Source organism: Yoonia sp. (assembly GCF_036007805.1).
Taxonomy (GTDB): domain Bacteria; phylum Pseudomonadota; class Alphaproteobacteria; order Rhodobacterales; family Rhodobacteraceae; genus Yoonia.
In genome coordinates, this window is sequence record NZ_DASYOK010000042.1 from 20,064 (window position 1) to 35,454 (window position 15,391).

Annotated in this window: 18 protein-coding genes and 1 other RNA gene; 12 read left to right on the forward strand and 7 right to left on the reverse strand. The window is 58.4% G+C overall.

Features of this window, described 5'->3' with window-relative positions:
- Nucleotides 1–2: 2 nt before the first annotated feature.
- Together VGP75_RS02330 and nudC are read right to left on the reverse strand one after the other, a co-directional pair.
- The gene (locus tag VGP75_RS02330; protein ID WP_327542114.1) at nucleotides 3–467 is read right to left on the reverse strand and encodes an SRPBCC family protein; all 465 of its coding nucleotides are present in this window, start codon (nucleotides 465–467) and stop codon (nucleotides 3–5) included.
- 21 nt (nucleotides 468–488) lie between these two features.
- Nucleotides 489–1,436, reverse strand: coding sequence for an NAD(+) diphosphatase (gene nudC, locus VGP75_RS02335; protein ID WP_327542115.1), 948 nt, complete (start codon nucleotides 1,434–1,436; stop codon nucleotides 489–491).
- A 90-nt stretch (nucleotides 1,437–1,526) separates the two neighbouring features.
- Here nudC and VGP75_RS02340 point away from each other — a divergent pair, with 90 nt between their 5' ends.
- The 3 genes from VGP75_RS02340 (at nucleotide 1,527) to rsgA (ending at nucleotide 4,713) form a co-directional block, all read left to right on the forward strand.
- On the forward strand, nucleotides 1,527–3,362 hold the full coding sequence (locus VGP75_RS02340) for a bifunctional 2',3'-cyclic-nucleotide 2'-phosphodiesterase/3'-nucleotidase (protein ID WP_327542116.1): 1,836 nt from the start codon (nucleotides 1,527–1,529) through the stop codon (nucleotides 3,360–3,362).
- Between the two features lie 39 nt (nucleotides 3,363–3,401).
- An RNA gene (gene ffs / locus VGP75_RS02345) (signal recognition particle sRNA small type) lies at nucleotides 3,402–3,499 on the forward strand.
- 176 nt (nucleotides 3,500–3,675) lie between these two features.
- Nucleotides 3,676–4,713 (forward strand): ribosome small subunit-dependent GTPase A, encoded by a 1,038-nt coding sequence (rsgA, locus tag VGP75_RS02350; protein WP_327542117.1) that lies wholly within the window; start codon nucleotides 3,676–3,678, stop codon nucleotides 4,711–4,713.
- An 18-nt stretch (nucleotides 4,714–4,731) separates the two neighbouring features.
- Here the strand turns inward: rsgA and VGP75_RS02355 are convergent, their stop codons facing one another.
- Complete coding sequence (locus tag VGP75_RS02355) at nucleotides 4,732–5,205, reverse strand: protein-tyrosine phosphatase family protein (RefSeq protein WP_327542118.1); 474 nt, start codon at nucleotides 5,203–5,205, stop codon at nucleotides 4,732–4,734.
- A gap of 69 nt (nucleotides 5,206–5,274) precedes the next feature.
- Here VGP75_RS02355 and VGP75_RS02360 point away from each other — a divergent pair, with 69 nt between their 5' ends.
- The 5 genes from VGP75_RS02360 (at nucleotide 5,275) to recR (ending at nucleotide 8,868) form a co-directional block, all read left to right on the forward strand.
- A complete protein-coding gene (locus VGP75_RS02360) occupies nucleotides 5,275–5,637 on the forward strand; it encodes a YidH family protein (RefSeq protein ID WP_327542119.1) in 363 nt (120 codons plus the stop codon).
- A gap of 67 nt (nucleotides 5,638–5,704) precedes the next feature.
- Nucleotides 5,705–7,459 carry a DNA polymerase III subunit gamma/tau gene (locus VGP75_RS02365; protein WP_327542120.1) on the forward strand — a complete coding sequence of 585 codons (1,755 nt, stop codon included), beginning with the start codon at nucleotides 5,705–5,707 and terminating at the stop codon, nucleotides 7,457–7,459.
- Nucleotides 7,435–7,839, forward strand: coding sequence for a hypothetical protein (locus VGP75_RS02370; protein WP_327542121.1), 405 nt, complete (start codon nucleotides 7,435–7,437; stop codon nucleotides 7,837–7,839). Before VGP75_RS02365 ends, VGP75_RS02370 begins: the two co-directional genes overlap by 25 nt.
- A gap of 11 nt (nucleotides 7,840–7,850) precedes the next feature.
- Nucleotides 7,851–8,195, forward strand: coding sequence for a YbaB/EbfC family nucleoid-associated protein (locus tag VGP75_RS02375; protein ID WP_327542122.1), 345 nt, complete (start codon nucleotides 7,851–7,853; stop codon nucleotides 8,193–8,195).
- 79 nt (nucleotides 8,196–8,274) lie between these two features.
- A complete protein-coding gene (gene recR, locus VGP75_RS02380; protein ID WP_327542123.1) occupies nucleotides 8,275–8,868 on the forward strand; it encodes a recombination mediator RecR in 594 nt (197 codons plus the stop codon).
- On the opposite strand, the gene VGP75_RS02385 is transcribed toward recR, so the two are convergent.
- Nucleotides 8,865–9,755 (reverse strand): LysR family transcriptional regulator, encoded by an 891-nt coding sequence (locus VGP75_RS02385; RefSeq protein WP_327542124.1) that lies wholly within the window; start codon nucleotides 9,753–9,755, stop codon nucleotides 8,865–8,867. The two genes, recR and VGP75_RS02385, sit on opposite strands and share 4 nt — an antisense overlap.
- 81 nt (nucleotides 9,756–9,836) lie before the next feature.
- On the opposite strand from VGP75_RS02385, the gene VGP75_RS02390 reads away from it, so the two are divergent.
- Nucleotides 9,837–10,481, forward strand: coding sequence for a class I SAM-dependent methyltransferase (locus tag VGP75_RS02390; protein WP_327542125.1), 645 nt, complete (start codon nucleotides 9,837–9,839; stop codon nucleotides 10,479–10,481).
- 52 nt (nucleotides 10,482–10,533) lie between these two features.
- Here the strand turns inward: VGP75_RS02390 and VGP75_RS02395 are convergent, their stop codons facing one another.
- A complete protein-coding gene (locus VGP75_RS02395; RefSeq protein ID WP_327542126.1) occupies nucleotides 10,534–11,286 on the reverse strand; it encodes a DUF1013 domain-containing protein in 753 nt (250 codons plus the stop codon).
- A gap of 136 nt (nucleotides 11,287–11,422) precedes the next feature.
- Between VGP75_RS02395 and VGP75_RS02400 the strand changes: the two genes are divergently transcribed.
- The gene (locus tag VGP75_RS02400) at nucleotides 11,423–12,052 is read left to right on the forward strand and encodes a ribonuclease T2 family protein (protein WP_327542127.1); all 630 of its coding nucleotides are present in this window, start codon (nucleotides 11,423–11,425) and stop codon (nucleotides 12,050–12,052) included.
- Nucleotides 12,053–12,122: 70 nt separating this feature from the next.
- Here the strand turns inward: VGP75_RS02400 and VGP75_RS02405 are convergent, their stop codons facing one another.
- Nucleotides 12,123–12,428, reverse strand: a complete 306-nt coding sequence (locus VGP75_RS02405) for a hypothetical protein (RefSeq protein WP_327542128.1) — start codon at nucleotides 12,426–12,428, stop codon at nucleotides 12,123–12,125.
- 108 nt (nucleotides 12,429–12,536) lie between these two features.
- Nucleotides 12,537–13,313 (reverse strand): hormone-sensitive lipase, encoded by a 777-nt coding sequence (locus VGP75_RS02410; RefSeq protein ID WP_327542129.1) that lies wholly within the window; start codon nucleotides 13,311–13,313, stop codon nucleotides 12,537–12,539.
- Nucleotides 13,314–13,379: 66 nt separating this feature from the next.
- Between VGP75_RS02410 and VGP75_RS02415 the strand changes: the two genes are divergently transcribed.
- A complete protein-coding gene (locus VGP75_RS02415) occupies nucleotides 13,380–14,858 on the forward strand; it encodes an NAD-dependent succinate-semialdehyde dehydrogenase (RefSeq protein WP_327542130.1) in 1,479 nt (492 codons plus the stop codon).
- 114 nt (nucleotides 14,859–14,972) lie between these two features.
- The coding region (locus VGP75_RS02420; RefSeq protein ID WP_327542132.1) for an RNA polymerase sigma factor at nucleotides 14,973–15,391 on the forward strand (419 nt) is incomplete at its 3' end.

Sequence of the window (15,391 nt, forward strand, 5' to 3'; positions counted from 1 at the left end):
GATCACTGCCCGCGCCGGTAATCATCCTCGACGGTTTTGGCGTAATCAAGCACGCGTGCCTTGAACCGCGTGGTCATTTTGGTCTTTGCCAGCTTGAGTGATTGCAGCAAAAGGCGCGCCGTCAGTGTCTTGGCCTTCAACTCAAACGATAACATCACACGGGTCCGTGTGGCCGAGAGTGCGATCAATTCAATCTCTGTATCGGCGTTCAGGCCGTCTGACTGGCTTTCGATCCGGATAGCATGGTCTACATTCAGCGTGGTCAGTTCGGATTGCACGTTGCGTGCGCGTCCACGAAAATCAAAGGCGATATCCCAGATCGTGCCGACCTCGGGCGCCGCATCCGAGCGTCGCTTTACCGCGATCCCTTGGCGCAGCGCGCGGCGTTCAAAACCGGCAAAATCGCTGACGCGCCCGTAAACATAAGAGATTGGCGCCTCGATATCTTCGCGCGTGCTCAACTTCATCGCGGTGTCCTTTGCTTCTTTCTAATCCAAGCGGTCCGAGAGCCATGCCTGCAGCAGGAAATGCGCAATCGCCCCTTTGCGTGCTGGCAAAAGCTTGGGGTGGTTGCCGGCAAAGGCCTCGGCCATCTCCTCGCGCGTCACCCACATGGCATCTTCGATTTCGACGGGGTCAATCGTCAGGTCCTTGTTCAGCGCCTCACCCGCACAGCCGAACATCAACGAGGCCGGAAAGGGCCACGGCTGGCTTGCCAAATAGGATACAGCACCGACACGCACGCCAGTTTCTTCAAAGACCTCGCGGCGTACCGCCGCCTCAATCGTTTCGCCCGGTTCCACAAAGCCTGCCAGCAAGGAATACATCCCTTCGGGCCATCCCGGCGAGCGCCCTACCAACACGGCATTGCCGTGGGTGATCAACATGATGACCACCGGATCGGTGCGCGGAAAATGATGTCCGCCACAGGCCGCGCAATTACGCTGCCAGCCACCCATTGCCATCGCGCTCTCGGCCCCGCAGCGGGCGCAAAAACGGTGCGACCTGTGCCAACCCATCACCGCCTTGGCCGTCGCGGCCAGTTCGGCATCACGGGGGGACAGACGGGTCATGATCGCGCGAATCTCTGCAAAGACGGCGTCTGGAACGGCTGGATGGCGCTGCTCGGACGGGTCGAGAAACGTATCCAGTGTCGCTGCATCCAGATCCTCTGGCGTCCATGCCGAGAAATCGGCCGCGAACACCGGCGCGCCATTGTCACGCCCCAACAGTATCATGTCTGCTGCCGCATCCAACATAGCAGGGTGATCAAGTGGCAGACGCACCAGGACATCACCTAGAATCATCGGCTTGCCACGCCACATCAGGATCGCGCGTGCATCGCGCTGCCCCCGCAACTGAACCGCCTGACCGCGCAATTCTGTGGCCCGATCAAGGCCCGATCCGCCAAATGTAACTGTTTCTGCTATCTTCATCGGGCCGAAATGCCACGGAGCTTGCGCAACTACAATTTTTTTCCGACCGTCTCTTGTGGCGGTCGCGATATTTCTCTCTAAGGTTGTGCTATGAAAAGCCCCCGTTCCTCAGCCGTGCAGTGCCCGTCAGGGCGATTGCGTGTGCTTGAGACGACAGACCTGCACATGCAATTGCTGGACTATGATTATTTCGCGGACCGGCAGGACCCGACCACCGGATTGATCAGGCTGGCCGACCAGATAGCAGCGTTGCGGGACGATCCTTTGGTCACGTCGATCCTGTGTGACAACGGCGATCTGATCCAAGGCAATCCGCTGGCGGATTATCTGGCGCAAAATCTGAGGCCCGATCAGACCCACCCGATGATCGCGGCGCTGAATGTGCTGCAATACGACGCCATGACGCTGGGCAATCACGAGTTTGACTACGGGCCAGCGTTTTTACGGAACGTACTGTCAAAGGCCACTTTTCCTGTGGTCTGCACCAATGTTCCTGCCTTTTATGGCGACGATCGGGTCACGCCTTCCACGATCTTGGCGCGTGACATTCTTTGCGATGACGGCATCAGGCACCCCATCAAAATTGGCATCCTTGGTTTCACCCCACCGCAGTTTGCCGACACAGGCAACCCAGAATTCAATGCAACCGATATCCGCATGGCCGCGCAAAAAATCGTCCCGCAGGTCAAGGCCGCCGGTGCGGATATTATCGTGGCCCTTTGCCATTCGGGTGTCGGTCTGGCCGAGGATATCCCGCGCATGGAAAACGCGGCGTTGTCTCTCGCGCAGGTGCCAGGCATCGACGCACTTTTGCTGGGCCACACCCATGAGGCCTTTCCCGATGCCAGCATCGTCACAGACGGGCCAGCCGATTACGCGGGCGGTCGTTTGCACGGCAAACCGGCAGTGATGGCAGAATTCGGCGCGCAATCACTGGGCGTGATCGAACTGGCTTTGCGCCGAGAGCCTCATGGGTGGCAGATAACAGATCATCAGGCCCGGCTTGTAAGGGCTTCATCGCGAAAAGGCGCCGAGAGCAGATTATGCCAAGACCTGCGCGCACTTGTGACAGTACCCCACGCTGCGACCGTTGCACAAATGCAAGAACCGGTTGCGCAAACCAGCGTGCCCATCACCAGCTATTTTGCGACAGTCCAACCGGATCTCAGCCAACACCTCTTGGCGCAGGCCATGCAACGGGCAATCAGCGCAGCGCTCGAGGGTTCGCACGCGCCCGTTCTGGCCGCGACTTCCTCATTCCGGTTTGGCGGGCGCAGCGGTCTGGGGCATTACATCGACATCCCCATTGGCCCGATCACCCTGCGCGATGTGGCCGCCATTTTTCCCTTCGCGGATCATCTTTGCGCGGTGCGACGCACGGGGAAACAACTGCGGCTCTGGCTGGAACGCGCGGCCGCGCATTACAACCGGATGCAACCGGGCCACTACAATCAGCCGCTGATAAACCCGCAAAGTGCGGCCTATAATTGCGACGCGATCTTTGGTCTGTCCTATCAGATCGACCTGACACAACCCGCGCGTTTTGACCCCCATGGCAGAGAGATAAACCACGGTGCTCGCCGCATCGTGCAGATGCGTTTTCAAGACAAAGCCGTAAAGGACGACGATGTTTTTATCGTTGCCACCAACAGTTTTCGCGCAAGAAGCGGTGGCGGTTTTCCAAAGATCGCACCAGAGGACATCGTCTATACATCCCGCCAAACCCTGCGTGATATCTTGATCAAAGACCTCAAAGCCGCAGGATCAGTGACCGCAAAGCTCCACTCGAACTGGGCTTTCGCGCCAATTCCGAACACCGCTGCGACATTTGTCAGTTCACCGCAGGCGCGGGATCACACCACGGGTCCGATCACCTACCTTCGTCAGGAAGCAGATAGACGCGCGCGGTACCGCATCACCTTCTGACGTCTTGCAGAACGACCAAAACAGGCCTATATCCCCCAATGAGAGGTTGGCGCGGGCGAGCGCCTCGCCAACCTGGTCAGGTCCGGAAGGAAGCAGCCATAACGAGCCCCGCTTGGGTCGTTGTCAGCCTCTCACCTTTGATTTGCGCAGCAAATTGAAGGCAAACCCATCCAGCTAAGGAGGATGTTTATGATTGTCGCAAAAAACACTCTCCCGGCACGGGTGCGCTGAAGACACTTCTGCCCCCTCGTCCGGTTGCAGCTGGCAGGTTTCAACCGCCAGCGTCTTTCTACCCTTTGACGAGGACAAGTCATTGACCGATTTGACACGCGACGCCCTTGGCTGGTCGCCCTTCTATATGTCCCAGCTTGAAATCGAAGAGCTGGAAACACTTACCCCTGCCCGCATCGCCACAGTCCACCGCGACCGTGTCGTGGGCTTTTCCGATATCGGCACACTTGAACTGACGCTTGATCCCGGCATCACCACAGCAGAAGTCGGCGTGGGCGACTGGGTGCTTTGCGCACCGGAACAGCACAGGCTGGTGCGGGTCTTGGACCGCAAAACCGAGCTGACGCGCGGCACAGAATATCACACCGGCGAAAAGCAACTGATCGCAGCCAATCTTGATACGCTGTTCATCACCTCGTCGTGCAACAACGATTTCAATCCGGCACGGCTTGAGCGGTATCTGGCCCTTGCCCATGACGCGATGATCACGCCGGTGATCCTGTTGACCAAGGCCGACCAGACTGATGATCCGGAAAGCTATGTCGATCAGGCGCGCAGCCTGGGCCGAAATCTGGAGATTGTCGCGCTTGATGCAAAAAACGATGACGTGCACGCCCTATTGGCCCCTTGGTGTGGGAAAGGGCAGACCGTTGCACTCGCGGGATCATCCGGCGTGGGGAAAACCACCCTTGCGAACGCACTGACAGGCGGCAATGCCGCCACACAAGCCATCCGTGAGGATGACGCGCGCGGGCGACATACAACGACGGGACGGTCACTGCACCGGATGGCGACGGGTGGCTGGTTGATTGATACACCCGGGATGCGCGGCCTTGGCGTGGCAGAGGTGGCTTACGGGATCGACGCGACATTTCCCGAGATATCGGAACTGGCCACCACCTGTAAGTTCCGCGATTGCGCCCATGAAAGCGAACCGGGCTGTGCCGTACAGGCGGGTATTGCGGCGGGTCAGGTGGACCCTGAACGCCTCAAGCGGTTCAAGAAGCTGAAACGTGAAAACGAACAGGCGACCGAGACAATTGCGCAAGCGCGGGACCGGTCGCGGAAGTTTGGCAAGATGGTCAAGTCGGCGATCAAGAAGAAACCGCGCAACACGTAAGGTGGATCAAGATCCACCTTACCCCTGATACGCCCAGTCCAACTGCGGATCCGTTTCCACAGCACAGGGGCGCACGGCCCGCAACCGCGCCAGGGCCGTATCCGCATCTTCGCCCGCCGCAATCATCAACCGCAGCACCATCATCCCCGAGCGTCCACAGCCGCCAAAACAATGCACCAGAACGCGACCATCGCCGCCCAGCGTGCCTAGAACCTGATTGCGCACCGCGGGCCAATCCATATCCAGAGGCACACCAAAATCCGCCACTGGCAAATGCAGCCAGCCAATCTTTGCATTGGCAAGGTCCGCACCCAAAGTCCCCGCCCCTTTGCGATCCAACTCGGCCTGCGTTGTCATCGTCAGAACCAGATCAGGGTGCCAATCCATCAGACGCAGCCAATCCGTATAGTAATGCCGCGTCCTGCCAGGCATGGGCGTGATCGCAATTGTGCCGCCCCCAACCGGCAAACTATGGATTACAAATTCAAGCACTTGGACCCCAAAAGACGCATTCCGCAACAAACCCTCGCAATTGCAGGGCTGGCATGTAGATTGAAGACCATGAGCGACAAAAACGAACAAGCCGAAAAGCGCACGGAGTGGTCCGAGGACCGCACGATCATGGCCAATGAGCGCACATTCTCAAGCTGGATGGGCACTGGTCTTGGTGCCATCGGTGTGGCCATCGGCCTCAAGGCCGTCTTTGGTGCGTTTGAACCGACGTGGGCGGCCAAACTGGTCGCAAGCCTCTTTCTGGGCGTGGCGATTACCATCTTTTGGTCCGCGCGCAGTCAGGCCTGCAAAACCTATGCGCGCCTTCACGAGCGCGATATCGAGGCCACACCAACCCGTAATTACACCATGCTTGCCAGCATCATGACTGTTGCCGCTTTGGCCACTGGGATCATCCTGTGGTCGCTTTGATGTGGTAGACCTTATGGGGCGCTGCCCCTAGTCTAGCCCAACGACCGAATCCTTACCAAAGGCCGCCATGTCCGATCAGCCCCAATACCAAGTGCTCGCACGCAAATACCGGCCCGAAACCTTTGCCGATATGGTCGGGCAGGATGCGATGGTGCGCACGCTGAAGAACGCTTTTGCCGCCGACCGGATCGCACAGGCCTTTATCATGACCGGTATTCGCGGCACGGGCAAAACCACCACCGCGCGGATCATCGCCAAGGGCATGAACTGTATCGGCCCTGACGGCACGGGCGGGCCGACAACCGAACCCTGCGGGCAGTGCGAACATTGCGTGGCGATCATGGAAGGGCGTCATGTTGACGTGATGGAAATGGACGCAGCCTCACGTACAGGCGTGGGCGATATTCGCGAAATCATCGATTCGGTGCATTACCGCGCGGCCTCGGCCCGCTTTAAGATCTATATCATCGACGAAGTGCACATGCTGTCGAAAAACGCCTTTAACGCGCTGTTGAAGACACTGGAAGAACCGCCCGAGCACGTCAAATTCATCTTTGCCACGACCGAGATCAGGCAGGTCCCTGTGACCGTCCTGTCACGTTGCCAGCGCTTTGACCTGCGCCGGATCGAGCCGGAAACGCAAATTGCCCTTTTGCGCAAAATCGCCACCGCCGAGGGGGCCGAAATCACGGATGAGGCACTCGCGCTGATCACCCGCGCCGCCGAAGGCTCGGCCCGTGATGCGCAATCGCTGCTGGATCAGGCGATCAGCCACGGCGCGGGAGAAACAACCGCCGATCAGGTCCGTGCGATGCTGGGGTTGGCGGATCGTGGGCGCGTCCTTGATCTCTTTGACATGATCCTGCGCGGCGAGGCTGCAGCCGCCCTGACCGAACTGTCCGGCCAATATGCCGACGGTGCCGATCCGATGGCGGTGCTGCGCGATCTGGCTGAAGTGTGCCACTGGATCAGCGTCATCAAGATCACGCCCGAGGCCGCCGAAGACCCCACGATTGGGCCTGATGAGCGCACGCGCGGTCAGGCCATGGCCAGCAATCTGCCCATGCGGGTTTTGTCGCGGATGTGGCAGATGCTGCTCAAGGCACTGGAGGAAGTCGCGATTGCCCCCAACGCGATGATGGCCGCCGAAATGGCGGTGATCCGGCTGACCCATGTAGCTGATCTGCCCAGCCCCGAAGAACTGGTGCGCAAGCTACAGGACGCCACACCACCCGCGGGCGGTGGCGGCGGCCCGTCGGGTGGGCGCCCTGCCCCGCAAGGTGGCAGCACCCAAGCAATCAGCAGCACGCCGCCCCCCACCCACGCCAGCCCCGGCGGGCCGTCAGCATCGGGAGCGCAAACAGCGCGCGCTTTGGACGTGGACGCGCTGCAGCACTACGCGCGCTTCAAGGATGTCGTCGAACTGATCCGCACCCACCGTGATGTCAAACTACTGGTTGAGGTGGAAACCGGCCTGCGTCTTGTCAGCTATCAGCCGGGCCGGATCGAGGTGAACCCGACGCCTGACGCCGCACGCGATTTGGTGGGGCGTCTGGGCGCGCGCCTGCAAGCATGGACCGGCAATCGCTGGGCGATCAGCGTCGCCGACGGTGGCGGGCCGACAATCGCCGAAACGCGTGACGCCGCCGAGAACGCAATCCTGCAAGAAGCGCAGGATCACCCCTTGGTCAAAGCGGTCATCGCGGCCTTTCCGAAAGCCAAGATCACCGAAATCCGGACCGAGGCCGAAAAAGCGCAGCACGCATTGGAAGACGCGCTGCCCGAAGTGGATGAAGAATGGGACCCGTTCGACGAAGACTGATCTGGGCGGCCGCCTTCGTGGCACCCGCACCTGCATGGGCCGAGGTCTGCACCTTGCAGCGCCCCGGCTGGGACGGTGTCCCAGTCACGGCTCTGGACGAACTGCTGTTCCTTTTGCAAACGCCCATTGTGCTGATCCTGATTATCGGCACCGCCCTTGCCGTGCGGTTCCGCAGTGAATGGGGCGGGCTAGTGGTTGTTGCAGGCTGGAGCCTCTCGACCTTTCTTGCCACGGGATGGGGCAGCAATGCGGACACCCGCGCGTTAGCAATGAACGAAGGCTGCATCGGAAATTCTACGCTTTTCATCCTCTTTGCCGCACTGGTGTGTATCGGTGTCGTGCTCTACACTGCACCATTGAAACGCGACAAAAAAGAATAGGAGATCGCAAGATGCTCAAAGGACTAGGCGGACTTGGCGATATGGCCAAGATGATGAAACAGGCGCAGGAAATGCAGGGCAAAATGGCCCAGATGCAGGACGACCTTGAGAACATTATAGTCGAAGGCGTCAGTGGTGCGGGTCTCGTGAAAGCAACCGCAACAGCCAAAGGTGAACTCAAGGGCCTCGATATTGATCCGTCGATCTTCAATGGCGACGATAAGGAAGTCGTCGAAGACCTGATCCTCGCGGCGATCAAAGATGCACAGGGCAAGGCCACCGCGCGCGCGCAAGAAGAAATGAGCAAACTGACCGAAGGTCTGGGTCTGCCGCCAGGCATGAACCTGCCTTTCTGAAGCCCGAGAATTTTCGACGAAAATTCTCAGGCCGCCAGAACAAATTTCGCGAAATTTGTTCGCGGCTGATGTGAGCATAATGACAAACGGCACCGAAGACCTCGATAATCTGATTGCACTGATGGCCAAGCTGCCGGGGCTTGGGCCACGGTCGGCGCGGCGCGCCGTGCTGCATCTGATCAAGAAACGGTCTTTGGTGCTGTTGCCCTTGGCCGATGCAATGCAACGGGTCGGTGCGACAGTGCGCGAGTGTCTCAATTGCGGTAATATCTGCACAACAGATATCTGCGAGATTTGCAATTCCGAGAAACGCGCCACAGGACAGATTGCCGTTGTCGAGGATGTCGCCGATCTTTGGGCGATGGAAAGGTCGCAGGTGTTCAAGGGGCGCTATCATGTGCTGGGTGGCACGCTCTCTGCGCTCGATGCCATCGGGCCGGACGAATTGCGTATCCCCAAGCTGATCGACCGGATCAAGACCGAAAACGTGACCGAGGTTATTCTGGCCTTGGGCGCCACGATCGACGGGCAAACGACCGCACATTACATCGCCGATCAACTGCCCGGCATCATGGTCACTTCTCTGGCACAGGGTGTGCCTGTGGGTGGTGAACTTGACTATCTGGACGACGGGACAATTACGGCCGCACTGAACGCGCGCAAAGCGCTTTAATCGCCGCCAAGGGCCTGCACCAAAGCATCAAAGACAATCCTGATCCGGCGGCTGGTGCGCAGTTCACGATGGGTGACAATCCACACCGGAAAAGTGATCGGCGCTGCATCCGAAAGCAGCGTTTCAACCCCGTCAACATGCGGCCAGAGCCTGTCCGGCCCCACCATAATACCCAGACCCGCGCGCATCATCTCCCACATCACCACCCCGCTGTCCGAATTTGCCTTGAACTGATCAGGGGAAATTGTGACGCCGCGGTCCTGCATGAATGCCAGCATCTGGGTGGTATCGCGCGGGCCGACAAAAATGTGCCGCCCAAGGTCGGCCTCGGACTTCGGCCTGCCATAGAGGGCGACATAATCGGCAGAGGCGTAATAGACGGCCCTCGCATCCCGAAGCTGTCGCGCGATCAGGTCAGGCTGGTCGGGGCGCACATGGCGAATGGCGATATCGGCGTCACGCCGTGTCAAATTCTCAAGCCGGTTCGAGGCGACAACATCAACGATGATCCCGGGTGCGTCCTGCCGCAGCTTTTTCAGAACCGGCACCAGAAAACCCGCAGCAAGCAAATCGCTCGCCGTGATCGAAACATGACCCGCAACATCGCGCGACTGCCCTGATGCAACCATCGAAATCCGGCTGGCCGCATCGCCCATCGCCTGCACATGTTCCAGCAAATCATGGCCAGCTGATGTCATGACAAGAGACCGGCCTGAACGTTCGAACAAAGTGACGCCCAGATCACGCTCCAATGCGCTGACCTGGCGGCCGATGGTGGGCTGGGTTGCGCGCAAGGCACGCGCCGCAGCGCTCAGCGAGCCTTCCTCAGCGGTCGCAAGGAATGCGCGAATTTGGTTCCAGTCAAATGATATGGCCTGCCAATTCATGCATTTATGTATATCTAAACCGCAAATTTTCGCAATTTCTAACTGATTAACGTATAGGTAAGCTGCGCCACACGAGATTACATGACCGACAAAGGAACCACGCCAATGGCCACCGCCGCGTTTTGGGACAAAGCCGCAAAGAAATACGCGGCGTCGCCCATCAAGGATATCGCCGCCTATGAAGAAACGCTCGCGCGGACACGCAGTTATCTGACAGCACAGGATCACCTGCTCGAAGTGGGCTGCGGCACCGGCAGCACCGCAATCAAACTGGCGCCTTTCGTCAGGCGGATCACTGCCACAGACATATCGGGCAACATGATTGCGATCGCCCAAGACAAAATCGCACACGACGGGCCACAGAATATCGACTTTGTGCAATCAGAAATCAACGTCGCAATGGCAGACGCCCCATTTGATGCGGCCTGCGCTTTCAGCCTTCTGCACCTTGTCGATGACCTTGACCAGACACTGCTGCATTTGCGCGAGCAGATCAAACCGGGTGGCTACTTTATCTCCAAGACCGCCTGCCTTGCGGATATGAATTTGCTGATCAAACCCATGATCAAAGTGATGCAAATGATTGGCAAAGCGCCGCATGTTCTGGTTTTTGATGCAGGCGGGCTGGAAAGGGCCATAAGCAAAGCAGGTTTCGAGGTGGTCGAAACAGGATACTTTGGCACAAACAGGTCAGCGCGGTTCATCGTGGCCCGCAGACCATCATAGACAAAGAAAAAGGGCGCCTTCCGTTTCGGGGCGCCCCTTTTGAATTCTTGGCCTAGTCGTCCTTGTCGTCGTCATCCGGCAGATTGAAGAAGCTATCCGCGTCTGAAACATCGCGGTTATCATCTTCTTCCTCTTCCTCGTCACGCGGATCAGAGAGGCTGAATGTCTCAAGACCGGCCATCGCACTTGGCATCTTCGGCTCGGCGGGCATACCAAGCGACTGCTCGGTGCTGACCAGCTTGCGGCGCTCGTCATCAGTCATCGCAGCACCTTCTTTGGCCTTTTTGGCGTTTGCTTTTTGCACGGCTGCATCCAGCTCGGACTGTTTGCACAAACCCAAAGCAACCGGATCAATCGGGTCAATGTTGTTGATGTTCCAGTGTGTCCGCTCGCGGATCGCCTGAATGGTTGGCTTGGTTGTGCCGACCAGTTTCGAAATCTGACCGTCGGTCAGTTCGGGATGGAATTTCACCAGCCAGTAGATCGACGCAGGGCGGTCCTGACGCTTGGACAGCGGTGTATAACGCGGACCACGGCGTTTTTCTTCACCAGCGGCAGCAGCATAAAACTTCAGCTTCAGCTTATGCGCTGGATCGGCTTCGGCTTTATCCAGCTCTTCCTGCGTCAACTGGTTGTTGGCAATCGGGTCAAACCCTTTGACGCCGGTCGCCACATCGCCGTCCGCAATGCCCTGCACTTCCAGTTCGTGGAAACCGCAGAAATCGGCAATCTGCTTGAAGGTCAGCGTTGTGTTGTCGCAAAGCCAGACTGCGGTGGCTTTGGCCATAATCGGTTTATCGGACATCTTTCATCTCCATCTTATCAGCAGACAAGCCTTTCCCGCGCCCCTGATCTGGGCAGACTGTGGTGACAGCCGGGTTCGCATTGTCGGGGAACTTAGGGGCTGTATAGTAAAGCTGATGAAATTTGGAAAGATCAAAATGCAACGTCTCCTTGCCCTGCTTTGCCTCTTGGCGTCACCCCTCTCTGCCCAAGACCGCGCGGGTGAGTTTGACTACTATGTGATGTCGCTGTCTTGGTCGGCGAACTGGTGCGCGCTGGAAGGCGACGCGCGCGGGTCGCCCCAGTGCGATCCATCAGCAGAATTCGGCTGGATCCTGCACGGGCTATGGCCGCAATACGAAAGCGGCTATCCGGCAAACTGTCCGACCAGCGAAAGATCCCCCAGTCGCAGCGATACCGCCGCCATGGCGGATATCATGGGTACATCGGGACTTGCCTGGCACCAATGGCGCAAACACGGGGTGTGTTCGGGGCTATCATCGGATGCGTATTTTGCGCTGTCACGCGAAGCCTTTGGCCGCATCAAACGCCCCGAAGTCTTTCGCGCTTTGACGCGCCAAGTCACCCTGCCTGCGTCACTGGTTGAAGAAGCTTTTCTGACGGAGAACACCCAGCTCGAGGCCGACCAGATCACGATCACCTGTAAATCCGGCTATATTCAGGAGGCGCGGATCTGTCTGACACGTGACTTGGAATTTCGCGATTGTGGGCGGGACGTCATCCGTGATTGCACGCTGACCAACGCCCAGTTTGATCCGATGCGCTAACCCCACAATGAAAAGGCGCTGCAAACGCAGCGCCTAATTAGGTTTCATATTTCAAATGGCCTTTTCCGGATCAGCTGTTGCTTGGTTCCGGCTCAGAGACAACACGGCTGCCGTCTTTCAGAATGATCTCGCCACGGGCATCCTGACACCTTGGGGTCCCGTCGCGGTTCAGGCGAGGGGTCATATACCCTTCAATCCCGTCATCAATGTACCAGTGCTGGCATCCGTCGGGATCAATCCAAACATTTGCAAGTCCATCGCGCAGAGGGCCTGCGTCTATGCCACCATCCGTTATACTATTCTTGTCAAAAGACTGTTCGCAAGCAACCAATGTGCCTGTCATCAGCACCAGAGCTACACCGCGCAAAATATTCATCTTCAAAACCATCCAATCTGTCGCGCGAATCGCGCAATATACATCAACATTACGCGTTTATAAGTTGTGATCAGGTGTAGGTCTACCGACACAAGACTGTCCAATTGGCTACGTCACCAGCAATGCGGCAGTCAACGCACTATCAGGATCACACAGCGGTTCGATGACATCGAAATGGTGGCAGTCAGGCGCGACAACCCGTTCGCAGGCCCACGCATCGGCCAAGGTGCGAGATTGTTCCAAGAACACTGGCCTTTCATCCGCCCCCACCCAAACCGTCACCGGGACCTGCGGCTTGGGCAGATGGATTGGGCTTTCGGCCAGAACCTCTGCCGCATCCAGTTTGAGATCCGCATTCATGGATGTCCGCATCAAAGGCGCCAGATCGCCCAAGGGCGAGATTGGCACAACTTTTGCAACCCGCTCCTGCCAACGCGCACCGCTGCGTCTTGCTGTCATCCGCGCCACCAGTTGACCCCCCGCAGAATGCCCGGTCAGCCGGATCGGCCCAAGGACGCGGCCCGCAGCAAAGGCGATTGCAGCGGCGATCTGATTGCCGATATCCGTGATGCGGACGGCAGGACAAAGATCATAGGACGGCATTGCGACGGCCCACCCCTGCGCAAGAGGGCCGGCGGCCAGATGCGACCAGTCAGATTTGTCCGACATCAGCCAATAGCCACCGTGAACAAAGACCACCAAACCTTTGGCAAGCCGCGGCGGATGAAACAGATCGAGCTTCTGGCGCGCGCTTTCACCATAGGGCAAATCAAGTTCGCACAGTGTCTTTTCGCGAAAGTGCGCCGCGGCCTTTGCCCAGCGCGCGGGATAGGTAACGCCATCCGGAATATAGGCCGCGTTCGCATATGCCTCGTCCAATTCCATCATATCCCCCCTTTACGGCACCTGCCCGCATGGTTCAGATAGCGCTGAAACCGATAGGAGGCCACCATGCTTGACGAAATGACGAACCTGAAATCCATGTTGTCACGTCCTGATCTGCTTTGCGAAAACACGCTTGTCGCAGGTGAATGGGTGCAAGCAGCGGACGGCAAGACCTTTGACGTCATCAATCCTGCGCGCGGCGATGTGATTGCAAAAGTGCCTGACCTGTCGGTCGCAGAGGTGGAAAAAGCGGTCGCAGCAGCCGATGCCGCACGCAAGCCCTGGGCTGCACGCGCGGCAAAGGAACGGGCTAATGTGCTGCGCAAGTGGTTTGATCTGATGATGAAACATCAGGAAGACCTCGCAATCATCATGACCGCCGAGCAAGGCAAACCGCTGGCCGAGGCACGCGGCGAAGTCGCCTATGGCGCGTCTTTCGTGGAATGGTTCGCAGAAGAGGCCAAGCGCGTCTACGGCGAAACGATCCCCGGGCATATGGCAGACAAGCGCATCACCGTGATCAAACAACCCATCGGCGTCGCGGCAGGGATCACCCCGTGGAACTTTCCCAATGCGATGATTGCGCGCAAAGTGGCCCCTGCCCTCGCTGCGGGATGCGCTTTCGTGATCAAACCATCGGAGCTGACGCCGCTTTCGGCCCTTGCGATGGCGAAGCTGGCGCAAGAGGCGGGCGTGCCGGACGGGTTGTTCTCGGTCATCACCTCGACCGATGCCCCTGCAATCGGTAAAGCGTTCTGCGACATCCCAGCTGTGCGCAAACTGACCTTCACCGGATCAACACAAGTGGGCCGGATCCTGTTGGCACAGGCCGCCGATCAGGTGATGAAATGCTCGATGGAACTGGGTGGCAACGCGCCTTTCATTGTCTTCGACGACGCCGATCTTGACGCGGCTGTCGAAGGGGCCATTGCCTGCAAGTTCCGCAATAACGGCCAGACCTGCGTCTGTGCCAACCGTATCTACGTGCAGGCAGGCGTCTATGACGCTTTCGCCGCCAAATTCAAAACCGCTGTCGAGGCCCTGCGTGTGGGCGACGGCATGACAGATGGCACCACATTGGGGCCACTGATTGAACCAAAGGCTGTCACCAAGGTTCAGGAGCACCTCGCGGATGCGCTGTCGAAAGGTGCTGAAATCCTGACAGGCGGTAAACCGCATGATCTGGGCGGGCAATTCTTTGAACCCACAATTGTCACAAACGCGACCAAAGAGATGTTGGTCAGCACAGACGAAACCTTCGGCCCCTTCGCCCCGCTTTTCAAATTCGAAGACGAGGATGATGTGATCGCGCTGGCCAACGACACGATCTTTGGGCTTGCGTCCTATTTCTATGCCAAAGACCTCAGCCGCGTGACCAAGGTGGCCGAAGCACTGGAATACGGGATTGTGGGCGTGAACACCGGCATCATCTCGACCGAGGTGGCACCGTTTGGTGGCGTGAAACAGTCAGGGCTGGGGCGCGAAGGATCGCACCACGGGATCGAAGATTATCTCGAGCTGAAGTATATTTGCACGGGTGTGTAAGCCAAAACGTAAGGTGTATCTTGATCCACCTTACGTTAAACCACGCATTTGCAAAAAAATCTGACCGCTTACCAAGGATTGACGATCCACGCGCGTCAAACCACCGTGATGCGTATGATGACAAGCGACGAGGACCTTGCTGAAGCAGCTGCCGCCGGTGACGGGGCAGCTTTTGCCAGCCTGCTTGATCGTCATTATGATCGTCTCTTCGCGTTTTGCTTCCGGCTCACTGGATCACGCTCCGAGGCCGAGGACCTGACGCAGGACATCTGCGCCGCACTGCCCGCAAAACTCGCCAGCTACGGGCGCCGCGCCAAGGTCACCACCTGGCTCTACCGCGTCGCCGTGAACGCAGCCCACGACCGGCGACGCAAGCGCGCGACCTATGCCAAAGCGACAACCGGCTGGGGCGACTGGGAAGTGAACCGCACCGCCGCCATCAAAGATACGACCGACAAACTGGACTGGCTGACGGCCGCAATGAACACACTCTCCGACGACCTGCGCGACACGCTTGCGCTTGTGCTTGACGA

Coding starts and splice junctions, on each gene's coding strand:
- VGP75_RS02330 (WP_327542114.1), bottom strand. CDS start 467: ATGAAGTTGAGCACGCGCGAAGATATCGAGGCGCCAATCTCTTATGTT.
- nudC (WP_327542115.1), bottom strand. CDS start 1,436: ATGAAGATAGCAGAAACAGTTACATTTGGCGGATCGGGCCTTGATCGG.
- VGP75_RS02340 (WP_327542116.1), top strand. CDS start 1,527: ATGAAAAGCCCCCGTTCCTCAGCCGTGCAGTGCCCGTCAGGGCGATTG.
- VGP75_RS02360 (WP_327542119.1), top strand. CDS start 5,275: ATGAGCGACAAAAACGAACAAGCCGAAAAGCGCACGGAGTGGTCCGAG.
- VGP75_RS02365 (WP_327542120.1), top strand. CDS start 5,705: ATGTCCGATCAGCCCCAATACCAAGTGCTCGCACGCAAATACCGGCCC.
- VGP75_RS02370 (WP_327542121.1), top strand. CDS start 7,435: ATGGGACCCGTTCGACGAAGACTGATCTGGGCGGCCGCCTTCGTGGCA.
- VGP75_RS02375 (WP_327542122.1), top strand. CDS start 7,851: ATGCTCAAAGGACTAGGCGGACTTGGCGATATGGCCAAGATGATGAAA.
- recR (WP_327542123.1), top strand. CDS start 8,275: ATGACAAACGGCACCGAAGACCTCGATAATCTGATTGCACTGATGGCC.
- VGP75_RS02385 (WP_327542124.1), bottom strand. CDS start 9,755: ATGAATTGGCAGGCCATATCATTTGACTGGAACCAAATTCGCGCATTC.
- VGP75_RS02390 (WP_327542125.1), top strand. CDS start 9,837: ATGACCGACAAAGGAACCACGCCAATGGCCACCGCCGCGTTTTGGGAC.
- VGP75_RS02395 (WP_327542126.1), bottom strand. CDS start 11,286: ATGTCCGATAAACCGATTATGGCCAAAGCCACCGCAGTCTGGCTTTGC.
- VGP75_RS02400 (WP_327542127.1), top strand. CDS start 11,423: ATGCAACGTCTCCTTGCCCTGCTTTGCCTCTTGGCGTCACCCCTCTCT.
- VGP75_RS02405 (WP_327542128.1), bottom strand. CDS start 12,428: ATGAATATTTTGCGCGGTGTAGCTCTGGTGCTGATGACAGGCACATTG.
- VGP75_RS02410 (WP_327542129.1), bottom strand. CDS start 13,313: ATGGAATTGGACGAGGCATATGCGAACGCGGCCTATATTCCGGATGGC.
- VGP75_RS02415 (WP_327542130.1), top strand. CDS start 13,380: ATGCTTGACGAAATGACGAACCTGAAATCCATGTTGTCACGTCCTGAT.